The organism is Robiginitalea sediminis (assembly GCF_002198115.1).
In the GTDB taxonomy this organism is placed as follows: Bacteria; Bacteroidota; Bacteroidia; order Flavobacteriales; family Flavobacteriaceae; genus Robiginitalea; species Robiginitalea sediminis.
Genome location: NZ_NGNR01000002.1, coordinates 60,281 through 83,483, shown reverse-complemented (window position 1 = coordinate 83,483; position 23,203 = coordinate 60,281). Strand labels below are relative to the sequence as shown.

General features: G+C 57.8%; 21 protein-coding genes. 13 read left to right on the top strand and 8 right to left on the bottom strand.

The features are described 5' to 3' along the window. Together CA832_RS06785 and CA832_RS06780 are read right to left on the bottom strand one after the other, a co-directional pair. A complete protein-coding gene (locus CA832_RS06785) occupies window positions 1-1,935 on the bottom strand; it encodes an alpha-1,4-glucan--maltose-1-phosphate maltosyltransferase (protein WP_088340848.1) in 1,935 nt (644 codons plus the stop codon). Between the two features lie 94 nt (window positions 1,936-2,029). Continuing rightward, window positions 2,030-3,544, bottom strand: coding sequence for an MFS transporter (locus CA832_RS06780; protein ID WP_088340847.1), 1,515 nt, complete (start codon window positions 3,542-3,544; stop codon window positions 2,030-2,032). Window positions 3,545-3,777: 233 nt separating this feature from the next. On the opposite strand from CA832_RS06780, the gene CA832_RS06775 reads away from it, so the two are divergent. The 5 genes from CA832_RS06775 to CA832_RS06755 all read left to right on the top strand — a co-directional run bounded on the left by CA832_RS06775 (window position 3,778) and on the right by CA832_RS06755 (window position 7,303). Further along, entirely contained in the window at window positions 3,778-4,356 is a 579-nt protein-coding gene (locus CA832_RS06775) for a hypothetical protein (RefSeq protein ID WP_088340846.1), read from the top strand. 115 nt (window positions 4,357-4,471) lie between these two features. Next, window positions 4,472-4,969, top strand: coding sequence for a peptide-methionine (R)-S-oxide reductase MsrB (msrB, locus tag CA832_RS06770; protein WP_088340845.1), 498 nt, complete (start codon window positions 4,472-4,474; stop codon window positions 4,967-4,969). Between the two features lie 4 nt (window positions 4,970-4,973). Then, window positions 4,974-5,522, top strand: coding sequence for a DUF1572 family protein (locus tag CA832_RS06765; protein ID WP_088340844.1), 549 nt, complete (start codon window positions 4,974-4,976; stop codon window positions 5,520-5,522). A gap of 100 nt (window positions 5,523-5,622) precedes the next feature. Then, window positions 5,623-7,014, top strand: coding sequence for a dihydrolipoyl dehydrogenase (lpdA, locus tag CA832_RS06760; protein WP_088340843.1), 1,392 nt, complete (start codon window positions 5,623-5,625; stop codon window positions 7,012-7,014). 10 nt (window positions 7,015-7,024) lie between these two features. Further along, window positions 7,025-7,303 carry a DUF3817 domain-containing protein gene (locus CA832_RS06755; RefSeq protein ID WP_088340842.1) on the top strand — a complete coding sequence of 93 codons (279 nt, stop codon included), beginning with the start codon at window positions 7,025-7,027 and terminating at the stop codon, window positions 7,301-7,303. Here the strand turns inward: CA832_RS06755 and aroQ are convergent. Further along, window positions 7,300-7,719, bottom strand: a complete 420-nt coding sequence (gene aroQ / locus CA832_RS06750) for a type II 3-dehydroquinate dehydratase (protein WP_088341384.1) — start codon at window positions 7,717-7,719, stop codon at window positions 7,300-7,302. The two genes, CA832_RS06755 and aroQ, sit on opposite strands and share 4 nt — an antisense overlap. A 180-nt stretch (window positions 7,720-7,899) precedes the next feature. Next, on the bottom strand, window positions 7,900-8,406 hold the full coding sequence (locus tag CA832_RS06745; RefSeq protein ID WP_158211895.1) for a porin family protein: 507 nt from the start codon (window positions 8,404-8,406) through the stop codon (window positions 7,900-7,902). A 179-nt stretch (window positions 8,407-8,585) separates the two neighbouring features. On the opposite strand from CA832_RS06745, the gene xerD reads away from it, so the two are divergent. The 4 genes from xerD to CA832_RS06725 all read left to right on the top strand — a co-directional run bounded on the left by xerD (window position 8,586) and on the right by CA832_RS06725 (window position 12,258). Further along, window positions 8,586-9,488, top strand: a complete 903-nt coding sequence (gene xerD / locus CA832_RS06740) for a site-specific tyrosine recombinase XerD (RefSeq protein WP_088340840.1) — start codon at window positions 8,586-8,588, stop codon at window positions 9,486-9,488. Between the two features lie 94 nt (window positions 9,489-9,582). Beyond that, window positions 9,583-10,995, top strand: a complete 1,413-nt coding sequence (locus CA832_RS06735) for an amidohydrolase (RefSeq protein WP_088340839.1) — start codon at window positions 9,583-9,585, stop codon at window positions 10,993-10,995. A 110-nt stretch (window positions 10,996-11,105) separates the two neighbouring features. Continuing rightward, window positions 11,106-11,600: an RNA polymerase sigma factor gene (locus CA832_RS06730; RefSeq protein WP_088340838.1), complete on the top strand. Its 495-nt coding sequence runs from the start codon at window positions 11,106-11,108 to the stop codon at window positions 11,598-11,600. A gap of 4 nt (window positions 11,601-11,604) precedes the next feature. After that, a complete protein-coding gene (locus CA832_RS06725) occupies window positions 11,605-12,258 on the top strand; it encodes a hypothetical protein (RefSeq protein ID WP_088340837.1) in 654 nt (217 codons plus the stop codon). On the opposite strand, the gene CA832_RS06720 is transcribed toward CA832_RS06725, so the two are convergent. Further along, the gene (locus CA832_RS06720) at window positions 12,255-13,067 is read right to left on the bottom strand and encodes a lysophospholipid acyltransferase family protein (protein ID WP_088340836.1); all 813 of its coding nucleotides are present in this window, start codon (window positions 13,065-13,067) and stop codon (window positions 12,255-12,257) included. The two genes, CA832_RS06725 and CA832_RS06720, sit on opposite strands and share 4 nt — an antisense overlap. Window positions 13,068-13,092: 25 nt before the next feature. Beyond that, a complete protein-coding gene (locus tag CA832_RS06715; protein ID WP_233131751.1) occupies window positions 13,093-13,644 on the bottom strand; it encodes an NUDIX hydrolase in 552 nt (183 codons plus the stop codon). 88 nt (window positions 13,645-13,732) lie between these two features. Between CA832_RS06715 and CA832_RS06710 the strand changes: the two genes are divergently transcribed. After that, window positions 13,733-14,452, top strand: coding sequence for a peptidylprolyl isomerase (locus CA832_RS06710; protein WP_088340834.1), 720 nt, complete (start codon window positions 13,733-13,735; stop codon window positions 14,450-14,452). Window positions 14,453-14,456: 4 nt separating this feature from the next. Here CA832_RS06710 and CA832_RS06705 read toward each other — a convergent pair whose 3' ends face one another. Beyond that, the gene (locus CA832_RS06705; RefSeq protein ID WP_088341383.1) at window positions 14,457-15,074 is read right to left on the bottom strand and encodes a trimeric intracellular cation channel family protein; all 618 of its coding nucleotides are present in this window, start codon (window positions 15,072-15,074) and stop codon (window positions 14,457-14,459) included. Between the two features lie 156 nt (window positions 15,075-15,230). Between CA832_RS06705 and CA832_RS06700 the strand changes: the two genes are divergently transcribed. The 3 genes from CA832_RS06700 (at window position 15,231) to CA832_RS06690 (ending at window position 22,215) form a co-directional block, all read left to right on the top strand. Next, window positions 15,231-16,520: a Zn-dependent hydrolase gene (locus CA832_RS06700; RefSeq protein WP_088340833.1), complete on the top strand. Its 1,290-nt coding sequence runs from the start codon at window positions 15,231-15,233 to the stop codon at window positions 16,518-16,520. Between the two features lie 74 nt (window positions 16,521-16,594). Next, window positions 16,595-18,793: a M28 family metallopeptidase gene (locus CA832_RS06695; RefSeq protein WP_088340832.1), complete on the top strand. Its 2,199-nt coding sequence runs from the start codon at window positions 16,595-16,597 to the stop codon at window positions 18,791-18,793. 2 nt (window positions 18,794-18,795) lie between these two features. Next, a complete protein-coding gene (locus tag CA832_RS06690) occupies window positions 18,796-22,215 on the top strand; it encodes a PVC-type heme-binding CxxCH protein (RefSeq protein ID WP_088340831.1) in 3,420 nt (1,139 codons plus the stop codon). Window positions 22,216-22,239: 24 nt separating this feature from the next. Here the strand turns inward: CA832_RS06690 and CA832_RS06685 are convergent, their stop codons facing one another. Beyond that, complete coding sequence (locus tag CA832_RS06685; protein ID WP_088340830.1) at window positions 22,240-23,187, bottom strand: NAD(P)H-dependent flavin oxidoreductase; 948 nt, start codon at window positions 23,185-23,187, stop codon at window positions 22,240-22,242. Window positions 23,188-23,203: the final 16 nt, after the last annotated feature.

The window sequence follows — 23,203 nt, the reverse complement described above, 5'->3', positions numbered from 1 at the left end:
CTACCGTCTGATCTGAAAAATATGAAATGGCAGGCCGGGATCCAACTCTACGAAGTTCCATTCGTTATGCCAGTGGTAGTGGGCCTGGGTCATCAGGTCGTATACCTCCACCCGGTGGGTTTCCAGTCCCATGGCCTCCCAGGGCAGGCGGACCATGCCCTGGTGGGTGTTGTGGGCGTCCAGGTTTACCACTACCAAAATCTCGTCCCGGCGGGAGTCATCCCATTTGTAGAAGGCCAGCAACTGGGGGTGCTCCAACCCGCAGAAATGAATGTTATTGGTCTGCTGCAGGGCCGGGTGTTTCCTCCTCAGCGTATTGATACGCGTAATCACGTGGGTGAGCTTGTTGCGGACCTCCCAGTCCCAGTGCCTGATTTCGTATTTCTCCGAGTCCAGGTACTCCTCCTTGCCCGGGTAGGGCTCGGTAACCATATATTCGTATACCGGGCCGTAGATACCGATGTTCCCGGAGAGGGTAGCCGCCAGGGCGTACCGGATCATGTGCATGGCCTCCCCCTGACCCTGGAGGTGGTAGGGGTTGATATCCGGGGTGTTGGGCCAGAAATTGGGGCGGTAATACTCCCGCATTTCGCTCTGGGTGAGCTCCACCATATATTCGATGATCTCCTGCTTGTGGACCCGCCAGGTAAAATAGGTGTAGCTCTGGGAGAAGCCCTGCTTGGCCAGTTGCTGCATGACCCTGGGGCGGGAAAACGCCTCGGCCAGGAAGAGCACGTCCGGATGTTTTTTCTTGACTTCCCCGATCAGCCAGTTCCAGAAATAATAGGGTTTGGTGTGGGGGTTGTCTACCCGGAAGATCTTCACCCCGCAATCGACCCATTGCAGGGTGACCCCCAGGAGTTCCTTCCAAAGAGACTCGTAGGCCTCAGACTCCCAGTTGAAATTGACGATATCCTGGTATTTCTTCGGGGGGTTTTCCGCGTACTGCATGGTCCCGTCCGGGCGGCGGCGGAACCATTCCGGGTGCTCGGTGATATAAGGGTGGTCCGGGGCGGCCTGGAAGGCAAGGTCCATGGCCACCTCAATCCCGAGGTCAGCAGCCCTGCCCACCAGCCTTCGGAAATCGGCCTCGGTGCCGAGTTCGGGGTGGATGTGGCGGTGGCCGCCGTGGCGGGACCCAATGGCCCAGGGCACCCCGCTATCGCCTTCCTGGGCGTTGGTGGTATTGTTTTTTCCTTTCCGGTTCTTCTCCCCAATAGGGTGGATGGGCGGGAAATAAAGCACATCGAAGCCCATTTCCGCAACCCTCGGCAAGAGCCGCTCGCAGTCTGCAAAGGTCCCGTGGGCACCGGGCTCCCGGGCCGCAGAACGCGGGAAAAACTCATACCAGGTACTGAAGTGCGCCCGGGTCCGGTCTACATAGACCTGGAGTTCCTTGCTGGTGTTGGCCAGCAACCGCTGGGGGTACGCCACAAAGAGCTTATGCAGGCGGTGGGAAACCGCCTCCCTAGTGGCCTCGCCGTACTGTTCCTCTGTTTCAAAAGCCTCGATTAGTCCGCGCACATAGGTGCGGTCTTTTCCCGAAGTCTTCTTTTCCAGAAACCGGAGGTATTTCACCCCGTCCAGCAGTTCGCTCTTCACGTGCTGGCCATCGGCCAGTTTGGCCTCAATACCGTGCTGCCAGTTGAGGGCGTAATCTACCCACCCCCGTACCTTATACTGGTAAAAACCCTGTTTCTCTACCCGGAAGGCCGCCTCCCACCGGTCGTTGGCCAGGGGTGTCATACGCACTTCCCCCCAGCGCCGTTCGGACTGGTGTTTAAAAAGTACCTCGGCCTGCATGACATCGTGCCCGTCTGGCAGGATGTCGGCAGAGACCAGGACCTCTTCGCCTATGATGCGTTTGATAAAAAACGTTCCGCAGTCCAATTGTGGCCGTATGTCATCTATCACGACCCGTTGTTGTGGCAGCATATGGAATAGCTTGGTTAATGGGTTAATCCCGTGGCTAAAAATAGGTATTTCTGGGCATTCAGAGGGGAAGACCCCGATGGACCCTATCCATATCTCAGGTTCCGTCTACCCGGACCTCCGCCTCATCCTGTACCCTGAGGGTAAGCAGGCCCGAGAGGATCATGGCCCCTCCCCCTACCAGCAGGGCATATACCGGCTGGTTGTCGAAAAACTGGTTGACGATAAAGCCCAGGATGGTGGCCGCCACCATCTGCGGAATCACGATGAAAAAGTTGAATACCCCCATATAATAACCCATTTTCCTGGGGGGCAGGGCCCCGGCCAGCATGGCATAGGGGACCGAGAGGATACTCGCCCAGGCCACCCCTACCCCTACCATGGAGAGCAGCAGCCAGTCCGGGTCCGTGATAAAATAGACCGATATCAGGCCCAGCCCCCCCAGGACCAGCGCCCCAAGGTGGGTTACCTTCCGGCTGGTCCGCTTGGCCATAACCGGCAGGAGAAAGGCCACCAGGGCGGCTACCCCGTTGTATACCGCAAAAAGGATGGTGACCCAGTCTGCCCCGTCGTTGTAGGCCTGGGAGGTGGTATCCGAAGTTCCGTAGATATGGCCGGTTACGGCCTGGGTGGTGTATATCCACATGGAAAACAGGGCAAACCAGGAAAAGAACTGCACCCAGGCCAGTTGTTTCATGGTGACCGGCATATAGAGCAAATCCGTCATGATAACCACAAAACCATTTCGGCCTTTTCGCTTCCGGACGGCCGCGGCCAGCAAAAAGAGGACCCCCACCACCATAAGCCCAACGGTGAGGATGTACAATTCCTTCTGCAAATCGTAGGCATAGGGCAGCCAGGTGGCTAAAAGACCCGCAAGCCCAAGGATAGATCCGGAGCGCACCAGTCGCTTTATCCGGGTCTGATTTTCTTCCGGGGTAAGCTCCGGGGTTTCGAATTCCTGGTTGTCCTCAAACTGCTCCAGTTCCTCCGGGCTGTATTCGGTGGAGCGCCAGACCGTCCAAAGCACCGCCAGTAAAAACACCGCCCCCCCGACATAAAAGGACCATTTCACCGAATCTGGGATGACCCCTTCAGGTGCTGTATTACTGATCCCCAACCAATTGGTGAAGATATACGGCATGGCGGACCCCACAACCGCCCCTATCCCGATAAAGAAACTCTGCATGGCGAAGCCCAGGGTGCGCTGGTCGGCCGGGAGGTTGTCCCCCACAAAGGCCCGGAAGGGCTCCATGGACACGTTAATGGAGGCATCCATGATCCACAACATCCCTGCAGCCACCCAAAGGGCGGGGGAGTTGGGCATGATGCACAGCGCGATGGACGCCAGGATGGCCCCCACCAGAAAATACGGGCGCCGGCGTCCGAGACGGGTCCAGGTGCGGTCGCTGAAATAGCCGATGATGGGCTGGACGATAAGCCCGGTTACCGGGGCCGCAATCCACAGGATGGGGATTTCGTCTACCTCGGCCCCAAGGGTTTCAAAAATACGGGAGGTATTGGCATTCTGAAGGGCAAACCCGAACTGTATGCCCAGGAACCCGAAACTCATGTTCCAGATTTCCCAGAAACTCAGGTGGCGTTTTTTCATGTTTTGGTAATTTGGTGGCAGCGCTACCGGAATTCGCGGGCGCCCCAGCTAAAGATACATTTTTTTGCGGGGTACCTTCGCGGGGGGTGAATGGGAATTTTAAATTTTTATTTCACTGTTTATCAATTATTTAATATCGATTTATCTCCCTTTGCCAATTTTTTGGAACGCTTTTTGAAACCCTGTTAAGCAGTTCCCGCTTTCCGGGCTCAGACACTAAAAAAACCAGTCATATGAAAACATTCAAACTACTCTTTGGTATGCTCGTGGCAGTGGCCACCCTTTCCTGCGAAGGACCCGCAGGCCCCCCCGGCCCTCCCGGGTTCGACGGCCTCGATGGCCTGGACGGCGCAGATGGGGTTAACATCCTGGGGAGCGTTTACGATATTGTAGGCGACTTCACCCCCGAAAACAATTACACCCTCTTCTCGGTCTTTTCCGACGATGCCCCTTCCGTGGAGGTCTTTGAGACCGACGTGGTCCTGGTCTACATCCTGTGGGAACAGGTAGATGACCCGGATGGCGGCGCGCCCATCGACGTCTGGAGGCTGTTGCCCCAGACCCGGCTTCTGGACCAGGGTATCCTGCAATACAATTACGACCACACCTTCCTGGACGTGAGTATTTTCCTGGAATCCGACTTCGACCTGGGGACTCTTTTGCCCGGGGATACCGACAATCAGGTATTCCGGATTGCCATCCTGCCGGCCGATGGGTTGGGCGGTGCCAAACTGGATGTTTCCAACATGCAGGCCGTGCTCGATTTCATGGGGGTAAAAGAAAATACCATCCAGCGTATCGAGGCGGAGTAACCTCCCCCCTTAAAATTTTGCCAAAAACCCCTGCCCTTGTGCAGGGGTTTTGTGTTTCTGCTTATTTTTGAAAGGAACAGCCTGCCTCCACGTACTAATCTTGTAAAACATCACTATGAGAACGCTTGTCCTGGCAGCCCTGTGCACCCTCGCCTTTTCCTGCAAGGGGAACTCCCAGAACCCCGCAAATGAAACAACAGCTACCGAAACTACTGCAGCCTACCCGGTTACCAAATCGGACGCCGAGTGGCAAAAAGAACTGACCCCTCTGCAATACTACATCCTCAGAAAGGCCGGGACCGAAAACCCCGGTACCAGCGAATGGCTGAAAAACAAAGCGGAGGGGACCTATGTATGTGCCGGTTGCGGCACCCCGGTCTTTAAGAGCGAACACAAGTTCGAATCCGGGACGGGGTGGCCGAGCTTCGACCGGGAGATAGAAGGAAACGTCGCCTTTTCGGAAGACCGCAGCTATGGGATGATCCGGGTGGAGGAACACTGTGCCACCTGCGGCGGCCATTTGGGGCATGTCTTCGAAGACGGGCCGCGCAAGACCACGGGCATGCGCCACTGCATCAACGGTGCTGCCCTGAATTTCATCCCCTCAGAGTAGTCCCATGGGCCTCCCGATGGATTATTTCACCAGCGTAAGGCGCGAATTCTTACGCTATAAATCCCTAGGGGAAAACACCTTTGCCCAACTTACCGATTCCGAGCTCTATTGGAAGCCCTCCCCGACCTCCAACAGCGCCGCGATTATTGCCACCCATATGGCGGGGAATATGATCAGTCGCTGGACCCGGGTCCTGGAGGAAGACGGGGAAAAATCCTGGCGCAACCGCGAGGGCGAGTTCACCGACCCGCCCCCAACCCGCGAGGCCCTGCTGGCCTATTGGGAGAAAGGCTGGGGCTGCCTGTTTGAAGCCTTGGAGTTGTTGGAACGGGCACCCGAGGGGACCCTCCTGCATATCCGCGGTGAAGCGCATACCCCGGCAGAGGCTATAAACCGACAGCTGGCCCATTACGCCTCCCATGCCGGGCAGCTGGTCTTTCTGGGAAAAATCCTCAAAGGTGAGTCCTGGCGGTACCTGAGCATTCCCCCAGGGCAAAGCGAAGCCTTCAACCGGCAGATGCTCCGGGGCACACCTCCGGATAAGGAAGCCTGATCCGCCAGCGGGGAAGCAGGGGCCACCTCCTTTTGAAGGGGCTTTTTTTTGCCGGTTGTTTCGTACCTTTGCCTCGCTAAAATTGAGAAACCGATCCACTATGAGCACCTTCGACGTTATTGTTTTAGGAAGCGGACCCGGCGGGTATGTTACCGCCATAAGGGCATCCCAACTGGGTTTTAAAACCGCTATTATCGAAAAAGAAAACCTGGGCGGGGTCTGCCTGAACTGGGGGTGTATCCCTACCAAGGCCCTCTTGAAATCCGCACAGGTATTCGAATACCTGAAACACGCGGGCGATTACGGCCTTACCGTAGATGGTGCAGACAAGGACTTCGGGGCCGTGGTTAAACGCAGCCGGGATGTAGCCGACGGGATGAGCAAAGGGGTGCAATTCCTGATGAAAAAGAATAAGATCGAAGTCATTAACGGTTATGGCACCCTCCAACCGGGAAAGAAGGTCAGCGTTAAAGGGTCCGACGGAAAGGAAACCGTGTATGAGGCCAGCCATATCATCGTAGCCACAGGGGCGCGCAGCCGGGAATTGCCCAGCCTCCCGCAGGACGGCAAAAAAATCATCGGCTACCGCGAGGCCATGACCCTGCCCCAGCAACCTAAGAAAATGATCGTGGTGGGAAGCGGGGCTATCGGGATTGAGTTCGCCTATTTCTACAACTCCATGGGGACCGAAGTCACTGTAGTGGAATACATGCCCAACATTGTCCCGGTGGAGGACGAAGATGTTTCCAAACAACTGGAGCGGAGCTTTAAGAAAGCGGGTGTCAAAATCATGACCTCGGCCGAGGTAACCGGCGTAGATACCTCCGGTAGCGGAGTAAAGGCTACCGTAAAGACCAAAAAGGGAGAAGAAATCCTGGAGGCCGATATCGTCCTTTCTGCCGTCGGGATCAAAACCAACATTGAAAACATAGGCCTGGAAGCGGTAGGCATTGCCACCGACCGCGATAAAATCCTGGTCAATGATTACTACCAGACCAACATCCCCGGATACTACGCCATTGGCGATGTAACCCCGGGGCCGGCTCTGGCCCACGTGGCCTCTGCCGAAGGCATCCTGTGCGTGGAGAAACTAGCAGGCATGCATGTGGAACCCCTGGACTACGGAAACATCCCGGGCTGTACCTACTGCATGCCGGAGGTCGCCTCCGTGGGGCTTACAGAAGCCAAGGCGAAGGAAGCGGGGTACGACATCAAAGTGGGCAAATTCCCCTTCTCCGCCAGCGGGAAGGCCAAGGCATCCGGGAATGCCGACGGTTTTGTGAAGGTGATCTTCGACGCCAAATACGGGGAATGGCTAGGTTGCCACATGATTGGGGCAGGCGTTACCGACATGATTGCCGAAGCCGTCCTGGGTCGGAAACTGGAGACCACCGGGCATGAAATCCTGAAAGCGGTACACCCCCACCCCACTATGAGTGAGGCCGTAATGGAGGCCGTTGCCGATGCCTACGACGAAGTAATCCACCTGTAAAAGCCGCCTTATGTTGAAGATTTTCCGGGGGACGGCCGTTTTGGAAGGGATCAGTTACCTGTTGCTCTTTGCCCTGAGCATGCCCCTGAAATACTGGACCGGGATACGGGAACCCAATATCTACATCGGGTATGTACACGGGGCGCTTTTTATCGCCTATATCGCAATGGCGACCCTGCTGTGGCGGGAGCGGAACTGGAGTTTTAAGCGGTACTTCTACCTCCTGCTGGCTTCCCTCCTACCCTTCGGCACCTTCTATGTGGAAAGCAGGCTGCTGCGCCGCCTTTAATCCTGCAAAAAGCTCTGCAGGGCCAGGGCATAGCCGCTGAGCCCGAACCCGAAGATGACCCCTTTGGCACCCGCAGACACATGGGAAACATGCCGGAAAGGTTCGCGGGTGGCGAGGTTGGAGATATGGACTTCCACAACGGGCGCTTTCACAGCCTTTACCGCGTCCCCAATAGCCACGGAAGTGTGGGTATAGGCGGCGGCATTCAGGACAATCCCGTCGGCTGCAGCACCTGCCTGCTGGATGTGGTTTACCAATTCCCCCTCCACATTAGACTGAAAATAGCTCAGTTCCAATTCCGGGAAGGCCTTGCGCAATTCTTCCAGATAGGCTTCGAAGGTGGTACTCCCGTACAAATCGGGTTCCCGGCTGCCCAGCAGGTTGAGGTTGGGTCCGTTGATAATGGCGATCTTCATGGCGTAAAAATAAGCATTTACGGGAACAGGGCTCATGGTAGCGTTCTTTTTAGCCTTCCCGGGATCCAACCGGATCAACAACCGGTAAATGCCGTGGCCTGCCCCCTGGCCCCCTAATGGGAACGGCCATAAAAAAAGCAGGGCCTGAGCCCTGCTTCCAAATGCATTGTGGTCCTATGCTCAGAACGTATACCCCAACCCGAGGGTGAGGTAATTACCCCGGACTGTAACATCTTCGGACCCGGTGTAGCTGTTGTTTAGCTGGAAGGAATACCGCGCCTGGGCAAAAAAGTCCTCGGTAATATCAAAACCGATGCCCCCTGCCAGGTCGAACTCAACTCCGGTAAAGTCCTCCGGGACATCCTCCAGGGAAAACACGAACTGTGGCCCGGCCTGGAAGTTGAGCTTGGGTGCCACATAATAGCGCAGGACAATGGGCAAAAACAGGGCCTCTCCTCCATCGACCGTAGCATAGAGCAACTCGGGCTGTACGTGCCAGGTCTCGCCCAGGGTAAAATCGGCGAGAAGGCCCCCGTAAAACCCGGATTCACTTGCGGAGATAGAAATCCCCTCTGCCTTAATGGAACCCCTGGCGTTGAGGTAACCGGCAGTTACGCCAAATTTGGCCTGTTGGGCTGCGGTGCCTGTTACCATCAGTAGCAGGACCCATAAAATTGGTTTTTTCATTAATGAGAAATAGGTGACGTGCCGGATCATCTTGGGGATGCCGCGGGACCCCGGCACACAGGTACCCGACATCCCGTTTTGACACTCCTTTGCTGGGAGGTAAAACCGGATTAAAGGTAGATGTTGGATGAATGCGCCCAACAAGGAGATCAAAATATATTTAACCGTAACTTTCCGGGGTGAACTGGAACCAGGCCATATCCGATTATACGCACTACCTGAAACTGGAAAGAGGGTTGGCTGCGCACTCGGTAAGCAACTACCGCCGGGATGTGGGCAAGCTGGCGGACTACGCCCAAAAGGGGGAGCCTGCTCCGGGTCCCTTATCGGTTTCCCGGGAAGACCTGGAAGCCTTTGTGCACCATATTGGGGGGCAATTGCAGGCCCGCTCCCAGGCTCGGGTCATTTCCGGGCTCCGCGGTTTTTTTGCCTACCTGGTTTTTGAAGGCTACCGGGAAGACAACCCCATGGACTGGATCGAATCGCCCCGGATCAGCAGGAAGCTGCCGGATACTCTCAGTGTAAAGGATATCGACCGCATCATAGGGGCCATAGACCGCTCCAAACCGGAAGGGGAGCGCAACCGGGCCATTCTGGAGACCCTCTACGGGTGTGGCCTGCGGGTTTCCGAACTCCTGGACCTGCGCCTGAGCGACCTGTTCTTCGACGAGGGGTTTATCAAAGTAACAGGCAAAGGCAGTAAGCAGCGTTTTGTACCTATAGGCCGGCATAATATCCGCTGTCTGGAATTATACCTGAAGGAAATCCGCCCCCGCTGGCAACCTGTAAAGGGCAGTGAGGACCTGGTATTTTTGAACCGGAACGGGCGGCGGCTATCCCGCGCCATGGTCTTTGCCGTGGTAAAGGACCTGGCGGCCCGCTCCGGGATTGGCAAACGTGTAAGCCCGCATACCTTCCGGCATTCCTTTGCCACCCACCTGTTGGAAAACGGCGCCGATATCCGAGCCATCCAGCAAATGCTGGGCCACGAGAGTATCACCACAACGGAAGTCTATATGCATGTAGACCGCAGCCACCTCACCCAGGTCGTGGAACAATTCCACCCGCGCAAGGCCATTTAAGCGCAGTAGCCCGCTGCGTATGCCCAGGGGAAAAACGGGACTTGTGCAACAGCAGCGGCTTTGTATCTTTAGGGCTACTGAAATCCAAAACCCTATGAAACGACTTTATACCTTTTTATGTGGCCTGCTGCTGCTCTCCGGGGCAAAGGCCCAGGAAAATGCCGTTACGGCCCTCGACGCACAGCAAGGCAAATACGCCGACATTGCCATGCAGATTTGGGATTGGGCCGAAATGGGATACAAGGAGGAGAAAAGCTCCGCCCTGCTGCAGCAAACCCTGAAGGATGCCGGGTTTACCATCCGCACCGGGGTAGCCGGTATCCCCACGGCCTTTATCGCCGAATACGGCAGCGGGTCCCCGAAAATCGGGATTCTGGGCGAATATGACGCCCTCCCGGGACTGTCCCAGAAGGCAGTCCCTGCCAAGGAACCTGCCGGGGGCGTTGCCGGGCATGCCTGCGGCCACCACCTCTTCGGGACGGCCTCTGCAGCCGCGGCCATTGCCGTGCGCAACTGGCTGGCCGACAGCGGGGCATCCGGTACCATCCGCTTCTACGGCACCCCTGCCGAGGAAGGCGGGGGCGGGAAAGTCTATATGACACGGGCCGGGCTTTTCGATGACCTGGATGCCGTACTGCACTGGCATCCGGGGGCTGCCAACGGGGCCAGCGCCGGGGCTTCCCTGGCCAACAAATCGGCTAAATTCAGGTTCTATGGGATTTCCGCCCATGCTGCGGGCGCACCGGAACGCGGACGCTCTGCCCTGGACGGGGTGGAAGCCATGAACCACATGGTAAACCTGATGCGCGAGCACATCCCCCAGGAAACGCGAATCCATTACGTGATTACGGACGGGGGCAAAGCCCCGAATGTGGTTCCGGATTTTGCCGAAGTGTATTACTACGCCCGGCACAACACCCGGGAGGTGGTGCGCGAAGTTTTCGACCGCATTGTGAAAGCCGGCGAAGGCGCTGCCCTGGGCACCGGTACCACCATGGACTACGAACTCATCAACGGGGTTTTTGAAATCCTCCCCAACCTCGCCCTTCAAAAGGTAATGCACCAGAACCTGGAAGCCGTCGGGGGCATGACCTACACCGAGCAGGAACGGGAATTTGCCCGGAAAATAGCGGCCTCCATGGATATTGAACTGGACGAGAAGACCGCGGGTTCTGTACTCCCTTACCAGGAGGAGAGCCGGGCCTTTGGTTCTACCGATGTGGGCGATGTGAGCTTTGTGGTGCCCACCGTGGGCATGCGTGCTGCGACCTGGGTTCCGGGGACCCCGGCACACAGCTGGCAGGCCGTAGCCGCCGGCGGTACCAGCATTGGGGTCAAGGGCATGATGATTGCCGCCAAAACCCTGGCCGGGACGGCCATAGACCTCTTCCAGGAGCCTGCCATCCTGGCCGAGGCCCGAAAGGAATTTGAGACGCGGCGCGGGCCGGGATTCCAGTACGAATCCCTGCTGGGCGACCGCGCCCCTGCCCTGGATTACAGGGATTGACACCTAACGGGGGCCTCGCCCCCTTTTTTTATGCGCCAAAGTGTAACGATTCCCCCGTCGGGCACACTTATAGTCAGATCCGAGCAAACCGACGAAACACACCAACCTTAGTGAAAAAGGAACTCGAACATCAATTCGTTTCCCTGCTGGAGCAAAACCAGAACATCGTACACAAAGTGTGCAGCCTGTATACCGATAATCCGGAAGCCCATAACGACCTCTTCCAGGAAATCACCATACAGTTATGGAAGGCGTATCCCAAGTTCCGGGGCGATTCCAAATTCAGCACCTGGATGTACCGGGTAGCCCTTAACACGGCTATCACCCTGTACCGGAAGGCAAAGAAACAGCCCCGTACACAGGCATTCGACACCGTAGTCTACCGCATTGGGGCGGAACCCTACGACCCCACAGAGGAAAAACAACTCAAGCTGATGTACAGCGCCATCCGCGAGTTGGGGGATATTGACAAAGCCCTGGTCTTCCTCTACCTGGAGGATAAGAATTACTCGGAAATCGCCGATACCCTCGGGATTAGCGAAGTAAATGCCCGGGTAAAAATGAGCCGGATCAAGACCAAACTAAAAACCATTCTCAATCCGTAAGGGTATGATGGACGAACTGGAATTACTCAAAAAAGACTGGCAGCAGCGGGAGCAGGAGCTCCCCAGGCTCAGTTACGATGACATCCACAGGATGATCTGGAAGAAATCCTCTTCCCTGGTCCGTTGGATTTTCTATATCAGCATTATCGAATTCCTGGTACCCCACCTGTTGTACCTGGTCCCTTCCTTCCGGGAAGGCAATGGGTATTCGGTGGCCAAGGACCTGGGCATCCACACCGAACTCCTGGTCTTGACCGTCATTCAGTATGCAGTGGTGCTCTACTTTATCATACAGTTTTACCGCCGGTATAAGGAGATTTCCGTCCTGGACGATGCCAACCGGCTGATGAAGCGCATTATAAGAACCCGCCGGACAGTGAAGCACTATGTAATTTTCTGCCTCAGCATGATCCTGGTGATCTTCGGGCTTTTTGTGGTAGGGATCTACTTCTCGGACAACCTGGCCGAGGCTTTGCAATTGGGCGAGGCAGGGGCCAAACAGGACCCGGTGGAATTGAAATGGCTTATGATGGGGATTATGGGAGTACTGGGCGTGGTCTTCACCACCCTGATGGGTGGCATTTACTTCCTGCTCTACGGCCTGCTTACCCGAAGGCTTTATACCAACTACAAGGAACTGAGGCGCATGGACCGTTAGGCCTTCCCCGGCCGCCACTTCCGGCCCTTGTGGGCCTCCTCGTAGGCCAGGAGCTCTTCCTGGGGGATGACCTTCAGAAAGGAAGGGTGCTGCTCAATGGCGTATTCCAGTTTCTCGATGATAGCGTCCACCGATTCGTTGTCGTAGTCGATTTCCAGCGGCGGCTTAATGACCATGGACTGGAGGATCCCCTTCTTTTTGATGTACAATCCCTTTTTGTCGAAGGACCGGCGGAAACCGTCTATGACTACAGGCACCACCTGGGGCTTGTATTTTTTGATAATATGGGCCGTACCCTTGCGCAACGGCTTCCACGGGGTGGTAGTCCCCTGGGGAAAGGTAATGACCCAGCCGTCGTTCAGGGCTACGCCAATATTGGTGATGTCGCTCATGCGGACCTGCCGGTTCACGTTTTCCCCGTCGGCGCGCCAGGTGCGTTCTATGCTGATGGACCCGGCATAGGCCAGAACTTTTGTCAGCAGGCTCTTCCCCATGGTTTCCTTGGCAGCCACATAGTAAATGTTGAGCTTCGGGTTCCACAGGTACCCGATGTTCCGGATACTGTCCACCCGCCCGCTCAGACTGGCATTAAACACATGGAACATGGCCACCACATCTGCAAAATAGGTCTGGTGGTTGCTTACAAACAGGACGTTGGTGTCCGGGAGGGAGCGCAATACCTCGGACCCTTCGATCTCGAGTTTATTAAACCCCTTGTACCGCTGGTGGGTCAGCAAGCCCATGATGCGGATCAGCCATTTCTTCAACAGCAGGATATGCCCGAACGGATTCTTCTTAAATAGGCCCATAGGGGGCTAAAATACAAAAATGACTTCAGATGACCTGCCGTATTAAGGTCCGCAGTTCACTTAATATCATGGCTGTGGCCCCCCATACCACATGGCCCTGAAGGGCAAATGCCGGAACTTCAATGTTTTGGGCATAGGAGGTTGACATGGGCCGGCTAATGATATTTCCGGGAGCTATCAGGTGGGGCACCGGAACATGAATGATCCCGGCGACTTCTGCCGGGTCCGGCCGGAACGCCGGCGTCGTGTGGCAAAGGCCCACATGCGGGCTTACCTGGTAATTGCTGGGCGGGATATAGAGTGGGCTCAGCGGGCGGAGGGTCTCGATATGGGTTTCCGGAACCCCTACCTCTTCCCGGGTTTCTCTAAGTGCAGTTTGGAGTAAATCGGCGTCTGCAGGCTCCCAGCCTCCCCCCGGCAGGGCCACCTGGCCGGAGTGTACCCCCGGGTAAGACGGGCGCAGGATCAACAGCAGGTTGGCCGCCCCATCCGCACCGGGATAAAACAGGGCCATGACCCCGGCCTGCCGGGCAGAATCCGGGACAGCAGCCATGCGCTCCAGCTCTTCTACACGCATCCTGGGGGCCATCTCGTAATGGGCCTCCCGACCCGGTAGGGGAAGTTTTTTTATTTTTGCGACCGAACGGGAAAAATCCTCAAACTTCATGTGTAGACAACGCGTAATCCTGGGAATAACCCTGTTGGCATCGGTTTTGGTGCCAGGGTGTAAGGAACAAAATAAATCCGTGCCCGACAAGGCGGAAACCCTGGAAATGCAGGCCCTGGACACCCTAAAGGCCGAAGCTGAGGCGGAGACAGCCGAAAAGGATACCACCCGCCTAAATGAGGACAACGCCATCCCCTTCTTTTTCGAATACCAGAAAGGACTGAAAGCCAACCGGGTAAAGCTAACCACGACCATGGGTTCCTTTACCGTGGAACTCTACGACAACGTGCCCTACCACAAGGCCAATTTCATCTACCTGGCCCGACAGCAGTATTTCGACAGCACCATGTTCCACCGGGTGGTCCCGAATTTCATCATCCAGGGGGGCAATGCAGACAACCGCAAAACGGCAGACAAACGGCGGGCCATCGGGCGCTACCTCCTCCCCCCGGATACCCGGAAGGGCCACCGCCACCACCGGGGGACCCTCTCGATGCCCTCCAGCGAAATCGACAACCCCCATATGCTGGCCTCCCCTTTTGAGTTTTTTATCGTGGTAACCGACCCGGGGTCTTACCATTTGGACGGGGAGTACACCCCTTTCGGAAAGGTGGTGGATGGGATGGATGTGGTCGATGCCATCAACCAGGTGGAAATAGACGATGGGGAATGGCCCATGAAAAACATCTACATCTTAAAGGCAGAAGTCCTAGAATAGGGGCCTACCGTCTAGCCCTGTAGATATCGGGCAGGGCAATGTGGAAGCGCACGGCAAGCAGCCGAACCAGGATTACCACCCCGATGCCCGACAGGTAGGCATAGGACTCCCCCATACCCGCCCGCAGGAATAGAAAGTAAAGCCCGCCGCCCACAATACAAGCCGTTGCGTAAATCTCCTTTCGGAAAATCACCGGGATTTCATTGCAGAGGATGTCCCGGGTTACCCCGCCAAAACAGGCGGTCATGGTCCCCAGAACTACACATATAAGGGGCGAAAGGCCAGCGGAAAGCCCTTTTTCAATGCCCACCAGGGTGTAGAGGCCAATGCCTATGGTGTCGAAGAGGAACAACGAGCGCCTGAGGTACTTGAGCCTGCTCTGGAAAAGCACCGCAAAAATAGCCGTAGCCAGGATCAGGTACAGGTAGCGGGGGTCTGCCATCCACGTAACCGGGGTACTGCCTATAAGCAGGTCCCGGAGGGTTCCCCCGCCAATGGCTGTAACCCCGGCTACGATCACTACCCCGAAAAGGTCCAGGCGCTTTTCCATGGCCACCAGGACCCCGGAAACGGCAAATGCCGCCGTGCCCAACATATCGACTAAAAAGTATAAGTGTTCCATACGGTTCGGTCCTGAGGAGTGTTCCTGCCCGGCCCCGGGTAGCATTTGCTGAATTCCTGCGAAAATAAGTACTTTTAGTCGAAGGCCATAGCCCTCTGGCAATGCGCCTTCTACAAACCAAACCGGAGCGTTACTCCCGAGCCAAACACCTAAACTATGAAACCCATCCATTACCTTCTTGTACTTCTTTTCCTTATCCGGGCCGGGGCCCAGAGTTCCCCGAACGTCCAGCAGGACCGCCTGGAGAAAACCATCCTGGAGCTGGGGACCTATGGCCGGGATGCCCAGGGGCAACCCAACCGCGTGGCGTTCAGCGACGGGGACCTGGAAGGGCGTACCTATGTCATGGGGCTTATGCGGGAAGCGGGCCTGGAAGTGCGCATAGACCCTGCCGGGAACATCATAGGCACCCGGGAGGGTACCGATAACGGCTTAAAACCCATAGGACTCGGGTCCCATATCGATATGGTCCCACGGGGCGGTAATTACGACGGTTGCGTCGGAAGCCTGGGGGCCATTGAGGTTGTGCGCACCCTTCAGGATGCAGGAATTCAGACCAGACACCCCCTGGAGGTCATCATTTTTTCCAACGAGGAAGGGGGCGTGATGGGCAGCCGTGCCATGGCAGGGGCCCTGAAACCCGAGGCCCTGGGGGTGGTCAACAGTACGGGATACTCCATGGGTGAGGGCATTATGCGCCTTGGCGGGGATACGACCCGCCTGGCCGGTGCCATCAGGTCGAAAGGGAGTTTTACCGCCTTCCTGGAGCTGCATATCGAGCAGGGAGGGATCCTGGACCGGGAAGGGGAAGATATAGGCGTGGTGGAAGGTATTGTAGGCCTTCGCTGGTGGGATGTAACCATCCGTGGGATGGCCAACCACGCGGGCACCACGCCCATGGACCTGCGCCGGGATGCCCTGCTGGCGGCCGCCCGTTTTATCCAGGCCGTCAATGAGGAGGCCCTTGCCATGGAAGGGAAACAGGTGGCAACCGTGGGGCGGATTTCTGCCTTGCCAGGGGCCCCCAATGTAATCCCCGGGGAAGTAGTCCTGAGCCTGGAGATTCGCGACCTGTCCGATGCGGTCATCGACCGGCTCTATGAGAAAATCCATTCCCGGGCGGAACTAATCGGGAAGGAAAGCGGTACAAGCTTTTCTTTCCTCCCTCTGGACACCACGGGAAAACCAGCCCTGACCGACCCCCGCATCCAAAAGGCTGTTGCTACAGCAGCGGGCCGCCTGGGGCTTTCCCACAGGCAAATGCAAAGCGGGGCGGGCCACGATGCCCAGGACATGGCACTCATTACCCCTGTGGGGATGATTTTTGTGCCCAGTAAAGGGGGAATTAGCCATTCCCCTGAGGAGTATACCTCCCCGGAGGATATGGCCAACGGGGCCAATGTCCTGCTGCGCACCCTCCTGCAACTGGATGCGGAGTGGGATTAAGGTGTAACTTTTACACCTGACAAGGGCAGCGAACCCAGAATTATAGTATATTCCGGTTTATCTAAATCCAACCCATGAAAACACGACTTCTGGCTGCAGGCCTCCTGCTAGCGTCCCAATGGATTTCCGCGCAGCAAATGGCGGGCTTTACCGACCAACAAGCTACTGCCCAGCGCCAGCTGGAAGCCGCTTTTGATGCCCAGCTTTCGGCAGATTCCCTCGATGCCTGGATGAAACGTATGGCCGCAGAGCCCCACTGGGTAGGGACCCCCTATGGCGAGGCCAATGCCAGGTGGATGAAACAGCAGTTCGAATCCTGGGGCTACCAGGCCCGGATCGATACCTACCAGGTCTTGTTCCCCTACCCCAAGGTGCGCCTTCTGGAGATGACCGCTCCCCAGACGTTTAAAGCTTCCCTGGAGGCCGTGCCTGTGGAGGGTGACCCATATACCCAACAGGGTGATGCCCTGTTGCCCTCCTACAATGCGTTTTCCACGGACGGGGACGTGGAGGCCGAGCTGGTCTTTGTCAATTACGGGATACCCAGCGACTACGAGGAACTGGAAAAAATGGGCATCGATGTTAAGGGGAAGATCGTGATTGCCAAATACTACGGATCCTGGCGCGGGATCAAGCCCAAACTGGCCGCCGAGAAAGGTGCTATAGGTTGTATCATTTACTCGGACCCGGAAGATGACGGTTACTACCGGGGCGAGGTTTACCCGGAGGGTGCCTTTAAGAATGCCACCGGGGTGCAACGCGGCTCGGTAATGGATATGCCGCTTTACCCGGGCGATGTCCTGACCCCGGGGTACGCGGCCACAGAAAAAGCCAAACGCCTGGACCGCAACCAGGCGCCTACCATTACCCGGATCCCGGTACTGCCCATCTCCTATGCCGATGCGGAACCCCTGCTACGCGCCCTGGGCGGGCCTGTAGCCCCTGCCTCCTGGCGGGGTGCCCTCCCCCTCACCTACCAGATTGGGCCCGGCCCCGCACGGGTACGCCTCAAACTGGAGTTCGATTGGAAACTGGTACCCGCCCATAACGTAATTGCCACCCTGAAGGGGGCAACGAACCCGGACCAGTGGGTGATCCGGGGCAACCACCACGATGCCTGGGTGCACGGGGCGGCAGACCCGGTTAGCGGCATGGTGGCCCTTATGGCAGAAGCCAGGGCCGTGGGCTTACTGGCCAAAAAGGGCCAAAAGCCGGGCCGCACCCTGGTATACTGCGCCTGGGACGCCGAAGAACCCGGCCTTATAGGGTCTACTGAATGGGTGGAAGACCACCTGGAGGAATTAAAAGAAAAAGCCGTGGCTTATATCAATACGGACGGAAACGGGCGGGGGTTCCTGGGTGCCGGCGGGTCGCATGCCCTGCAGACACTGGTGGCACAAGTGGCCTCTGAAGTCCCGGACCCCCAGACAGGGGTCAGCATCAAAGAGCGGGGCGCAGCGCGAAATCTGGTCTCCGGCGGGGACGACCAATTTGCCCTTTATGCCCTGGGGTCCGGTTCCGATTATACGCCCTTTATCCAGCATGCCGGGATTGCCTCCCTGAACCTGGGCTTTGGGGGTGAAAATGCCGGGGGCGAATACCACACCATCTACGACACCTATACGCACTACAAGCGCTTTAAGGACCCGGAAATGGCCTACGGGGTAGCCCTGGCCAAAACTGCCGGGCGCGTGGTGCTGCGCCTGGCCAATGCCGAGGTCCTGCCTCTGGATTTCGGGCCGTGGCAGCAGACCCTGGAGGGATATGCCAAAGAAGTTATGGAAACTGCGGAAAACATGCGGACAACCGTGGCCAAACACAATAGCCTGGTGTCCCGAAATGCCTATTCCCTTGCCGCCGACCCTACCAAGCCGGGCGCCGCACCCAAACCCCGGGCAGCTGTACCTTACCTGGATTTCTCCCCCTTGCAGAACGCCATGGCATCCCTGAAGGACGCCGTGGGCCGTACAAACCTGTCGGCTGCGCAAAGCCTTCCTCGGGCTTCCAGGGCCCAGCTCAATGAACTGCTCCGGATGGCCGAACAACAACTGACCCACCCGGAGGGGCTGCCGCGCAGGTCCTGGTACAAACACCAGATCTATGCTCCTGGCTTCTATACCGGCTATGGGGTTAAGACTTTCCCGGGGGTACGTGAAGCCATCGAACAGGAGAACTGGGAGGAGGCCCGCCAACAAATTGAGAGACTGGCCACAACCCTCAATGGGATGACGGCCCACCTGGAACGCATCCAAACCATCCTGAACCAACCGTAACCATGAAGACCCAAGTACCTTACCCCCTTTTTCAGGCCTTTTGCTATTTGGCCCTGCTCGCCGTGAGTTGCAACCGGACCCCGGATATTCCAACCGAAATCCCCCTGGCCATTGAACAGCCGGACAGCATTGCCCAACCCCTGGCCCTGGAAGCCCGGGAGACCATTGCCGCCCAGGTGGCAGACGGGCTGGAGCTCAGTCTCTGGGCTACGGATTCCCTGGCTCCGGACCCCGTTTCCATGGATATAGACAAGTGGGGGCGGATATACCTCACGCGGACCAACCGCCAAAAGCACTCGGAATTCGACATCCGGGGGCATCAGGATTGGATGACGGCCTCTATTAGCCTGCAGTCTGTGGAAGACCGTCGCCAATTCCTCCGCCAGACCTTCGCCCCGGAAAAAAGCGAAGCGAACAGCTGGCTGGAAGACCTGAACAACGACAGCATCCACGACTGGAACGACCTGCGCGTGGAAGAGGATGAAGTCTGGCGGCTGGAAGACCGGGACGGGGATGGTATTGCCGACATCAGCACCCGGATCCTGAGCGATTTCAACGAGGAGGTTTCGGATGTGGCCGGGGCCATCCTGGTGGAAGACGATGCCGTTTACGTGGGCATCGCCCCGGATTTCTGGCGCCTGACCGACACCAATGGGGACGAAGTCCTGGATACCAAAGAATCCCTGGCGACTGGCTTTATGGTCCACATCGGCTTTGGGGGGCACGGGATGTCCGGAGCCGTGCGCGGGCCGGACGGGAAACTCTATTGGGGTATCGGCGATATTGGGGCGAGCATTACCGCGGCAGACGGCAGAAAGCACCACTACCCCAACCAGGGGGTGATCGTCCGGTGCAATACGGACGGGAGCAACTTTGAAGTTTTTGCCCACGGGCTGCGCAATACCCACGAATTTGTCTTTGACGCCTACGGAAACCTGATAACCGCAGACAATGACGGGGACCACCAGGGCGAGAGCGAACGCCTGGTATACCTGGTGGAAGGCTCCGATACCGGGTGGCGGACCAACTGGCAGTTCGGCAAATACACCGACCCGAAAAACAACGGGTATAAGGTCTGGATGGACGAAAAACTCTACCTGCCCCGCTGGGAGGGACAGGCCGCTTACATCCTCCCCCCCATTCAGAATTACCACAACGGCCCCACCGGGATGCAGTTTAACCCCGGCACTGCCCTGGGCCCGCAATGGGAAAATAAGTTCTTCCTGGTGGAGTTTATCGGGGACCCCTCCCGCTCCCATATCTGGGCGTTCGACCTGGAGGCCGACGGGGCGGGCTTTAAACTCAAATCCGAACAGGATGTGCTCAGCGGGGTATTACCCACCGGGATTCGCTTTGGGCCGGACGGTGCCCTCTACCTGGCGGACTGGATAAATGGGTGGAATACCAAAAATGCCGGGCGGGTCTGGAAACTCGATGTGAGCCCTGAAGAAAATACCTGGGCCCAGGCACGGGCCGAAACCCAGCGGCTGATCCAGATGGATTACGCCGAGCAGGAGACCGACACCCTTACCGGGTTATTGGGCTACCCGGACATGCGGGTGCGCCAGCGCGCCCAGTTTGAACTCGCCAGCAGGGGGCGCCGCGGCTACCGGGCTTTGCGGGAGGTCCTGCCTGAAACACAAAACCAGATGGCCCGGATCCATGCGATCTGGGGGATCGGCCAATTGGCCGAGTCCGATCCGGGACGGGGGGAAGCCCTGCTGCCCCTGCTTTCGGATGACGACCCTGAGATAATCGCCCAGGCAGCTAAAACGCTTGGGAACATTCGCTACGAAGGGGCGGGGGAAGCCCTCCTCCCGCTGCTTTCCAACGAGGTGCCAAGGGTGCGGTTTTTTGCCGCCCAGGCCCTTGGCCGCCTGGAATATGCCCCCGCCACAGACGGGTTGTTACAACTACTGGCCGAGAACAACGATGCCGATGTATACCTCCGGCACGCTGCGGTCCTGGCCCTTTCCCGTATCGGGGAGGTCGGGCCCATGGCTGCCCTGGCTACCCACGAGGATGCCAGTCTCCGACTGGCTGCGGTACTGGTGCTCAGGCGGCTCCGAAGCCCTGAAATCCGTCGCTTTCTCCAGGACCCGGACGAGTATATTTTGGCCGAGGCGGCCCGGGCCATCAACGACGACTGGTCCATTCCGGAGGCCCTGCCAGACCTGGCCGGCCTGCTGGAGCGAGATACCCTCTCTTCGGAGCCCCTGCTCCGGCGGGCCATCAATGCCGCATTACGCACGGGCACAGAGGCAGACCTGGACCGGCTCATGGCCTTTGCCCTCCGGGAATCGGCCCCGGCAGAACTCCGGGGAGAAGCCCTGGCCGCCCTGGGAAGCTGGGCGGCGCCTTCTGTCCTGGACCGGGTAGACGGCCGCTACCGGGGCGAAGTCCGCCGGGATTCCTCCATCGTTATTACCCGTGTTTCCGGTACGCTGCCGGCCCTGCTGGCAGACACAAACCCGGACATCCTGGCCGGTACCTGCAGGGTTATCGGGGAATTGGGCATCCCGGGACACAACGCGGCCTTAAAACGGCTCTTCGACAGGCACCGAAACGCCGGGACGCGGGCCGCCTTGCTGCGGACGCTCTCCCGCCTCGGGGATCCCGAAATCGGGGCCTACCTACGCAAGGGCCTGAGTGACCCGGAGGCACAGGTACGCACAGCCGCTATAGAAATGCTGCCAGTCCTGGATCTCCCAGCCTCAGCCCTCCCGGATATCGTAACCCCCATCTTCCAGAAGGGAAGCCTCCGCGAACAGCAGGCCATGCTTACCACCCTTTCCGAGATGGACCTCCAAAAAAGCGAAGGTGCCCTGGCCTCCCTGGTGAAAGCCGCAGGGAAAGACCAGTTGGAGCCCGGGGTTATCCTGGACCTTATAGAAGCGGTGGAAGCAACGGGGTCTGAGACCCTCCTGGCCTCCCTGGGCGAACTTAAGGCAAGTGGTTATTCGGTGGATTCGTATAAGGAAACCCTCTATGGAGGGAGTTGGTGGGACGGGCAATCGGTCTTTACCAGCAACCCGGCTGCCCAATGCGTACGCTGCCATGCCGTTGCAGGTGCTGGCGGGCAGGTAGGGCCACCCCTGGATTCCATAGCTTCTATCCTTTCCCGGGAGGAAATCCTCGAATCGCTCATAAACCCGGGCGCGCGAATCGCACCGGGATATGGTTCGGTTACCCTTACCCTGAAAGACGGGCAGGAAATAACCGGTTTGTTGCTGGAGGAAAACAAGACCACCCTGGTACTCCGGGGCCACGAACCCGAACCCATCCGCATCCCCTTAAGCCGTATTGCGCGCAGGGTGAACCAACCCTCGGCCATGCCCCCCATGGGGCGGGTAATCAGCCGGCGGGAATTACGGGACCTGATGGAATACCTTTCCAGCCTGAAGGGCCGAAGGAGGTCCTAGGCAGGAGTATAAGGGCGCATAAAATCAGGGAAAATATCCGGGGACCGCTTTGCGGGCCGCCTCGAACTCCTGCATCATGTTGCGGACAATGTCCCCGGCAGGCAGGATCTCCCGGATCAGGGCAGACACCTGGCCAATTTCCAGTTCGCCTTCCTCGAGGTCGCCCTCGAACATACCCTTTTTGGCCCGGGCGCGTCCCAGCAAAGCCTTGAGTTCTTCAGGTGTGGCCCCGCGGGCATAGGCCGCCTCCACGTCGCGGTAGAATTTGTTCTTAAGCAGCCGGACCGGCGCGAGTTCCTTCAGGGTAAGCCGGGTATCCCCTTCGCCTGCCTCCACCACCAGGCGCTTAAATTCCGGGTGGGAAGACGCTTCCTGGCTGGCCACAAACCGGCTGCCTACCTGTACCCCGTCGGCCCCCAGAACCATGGCCGCCAGCATGGAACGCCCTGTGGCAATGCCCCCGGCGGCCAGCAAGGGTATTTCGAGGGCTTCCCGCACCGCGGGGATCAGGGTTAGGGTGGTGGTTTCGTCCCTGCCGTTGTGCCCCCCGGCTTCAAAACCCTCGGCCACCACGGCATCTACCCCCGCCTGTTGGGCCTTGAGGGCAAAGGCCACGCTGCTGACCACGTGGACCACCGTCCGGCCCGCCTCTTTGAGCACTGGGGTCCAGGTTTTGGGATTTCCCGCAGAAGTGAACACAATGGGGACGTTTTCTTCCAGCAAAATTTCCATGAGCTGCTCGATATCCGGGTACAGCATAGGAATATTCACCCCGAAAGGTTTCGCGGTGGCCTGCCTGCATTTGCGGATATGCTCGCGCAAGACATCCGGGTACATACTCCCTGCCCCGATCAGGCCCAGGCCGCCGGCATTCGATACCGCGGAAGCGAGTCGCCAGCCGCTGGCCCAGATCATCCCGCCCTGGACAATGGGGTATTGAATCTCGAACAAGCTCGTTATACGGTTGGCCATGGGCTTGGATTTAAGG

Bases quoted from the DNA above. Each gene is read 5' to 3' on its own strand.
- CA832_RS06735 (WP_088340839.1), top strand. From the start codon at position 9,583: ATGAAACGACTTTATACCTTTTTATGTGGCCTGCTGCTGCTCTCCGGG.
- CA832_RS06685 (WP_088340830.1), bottom strand. From the start codon at position 23,187: ATGGCCAACCGTATAACGAGCTTGTTCGAGATTCAATACCCCATTGTC.
- msrB (WP_088340845.1), top strand. From the start codon at position 4,472: ATGAGAACGCTTGTCCTGGCAGCCCTGTGCACCCTCGCCTTTTCCTGC.
- CA832_RS06775 (WP_088340846.1), top strand. From the start codon at position 3,778: ATGAAAACATTCAAACTACTCTTTGGTATGCTCGTGGCAGTGGCCACC.
- lpdA (WP_088340843.1), top strand. From the start codon at position 5,623: ATGAGCACCTTCGACGTTATTGTTTTAGGAAGCGGACCCGGCGGGTAT.
- CA832_RS06725 (WP_088340837.1), top strand. From the start codon at position 11,605: ATGATGGACGAACTGGAATTACTCAAAAAAGACTGGCAGCAGCGGGAG.
- CA832_RS06705 (WP_088341383.1), bottom strand. From the start codon at position 15,074: ATGGAACACTTATACTTTTTAGTCGATATGTTGGGCACGGCGGCATTT.
- CA832_RS06785 (WP_088340848.1), bottom strand. From the start codon at position 1,935: ATGCTGCCACAACAACGGGTCGTGATAGATGACATACGGCCACAATTG.
- CA832_RS06695 (WP_088340832.1), top strand. From the start codon at position 16,595: ATGAAAACACGACTTCTGGCTGCAGGCCTCCTGCTAGCGTCCCAATGG.
- CA832_RS06765 (WP_088340844.1), top strand. From the start codon at position 4,974: ATGGGCCTCCCGATGGATTATTTCACCAGCGTAAGGCGCGAATTCTTA.
- CA832_RS06720 (WP_088340836.1), bottom strand. From the start codon at position 13,067: ATGGGCCTATTTAAGAAGAATCCGTTCGGGCATATCCTGCTGTTGAAG.
- CA832_RS06755 (WP_088340842.1), top strand. From the start codon at position 7,025: ATGTTGAAGATTTTCCGGGGGACGGCCGTTTTGGAAGGGATCAGTTAC.
- CA832_RS06710 (WP_088340834.1), top strand. From the start codon at position 13,733: ATGTGTAGACAACGCGTAATCCTGGGAATAACCCTGTTGGCATCGGTT.
- CA832_RS06690 (WP_088340831.1), top strand. From the start codon at position 18,796: ATGAAGACCCAAGTACCTTACCCCCTTTTTCAGGCCTTTTGCTATTTG.
- CA832_RS06700 (WP_088340833.1), top strand. From the start codon at position 15,231: ATGAAACCCATCCATTACCTTCTTGTACTTCTTTTCCTTATCCGGGCC.
- CA832_RS06715 (WP_233131751.1), bottom strand. From the start codon at position 13,644: ATGCGTGTAGAAGAGCTGGAGCGCATGGCTGCTGTCCCGGATTCTGCC.
- aroQ (WP_088341384.1), bottom strand. From the start codon at position 7,719: ATGAAGATCGCCATTATCAACGGACCCAACCTCAACCTGCTGGGCAGC.
- CA832_RS06745 (WP_158211895.1), bottom strand. From the start codon at position 8,406: ATGAAAAAACCAATTTTATGGGTCCTGCTACTGATGGTAACAGGCACC.
- CA832_RS06780 (WP_088340847.1), bottom strand. From the start codon at position 3,544: ATGAAAAAACGCCACCTGAGTTTCTGGGAAATCTGGAACATGAGTTTC.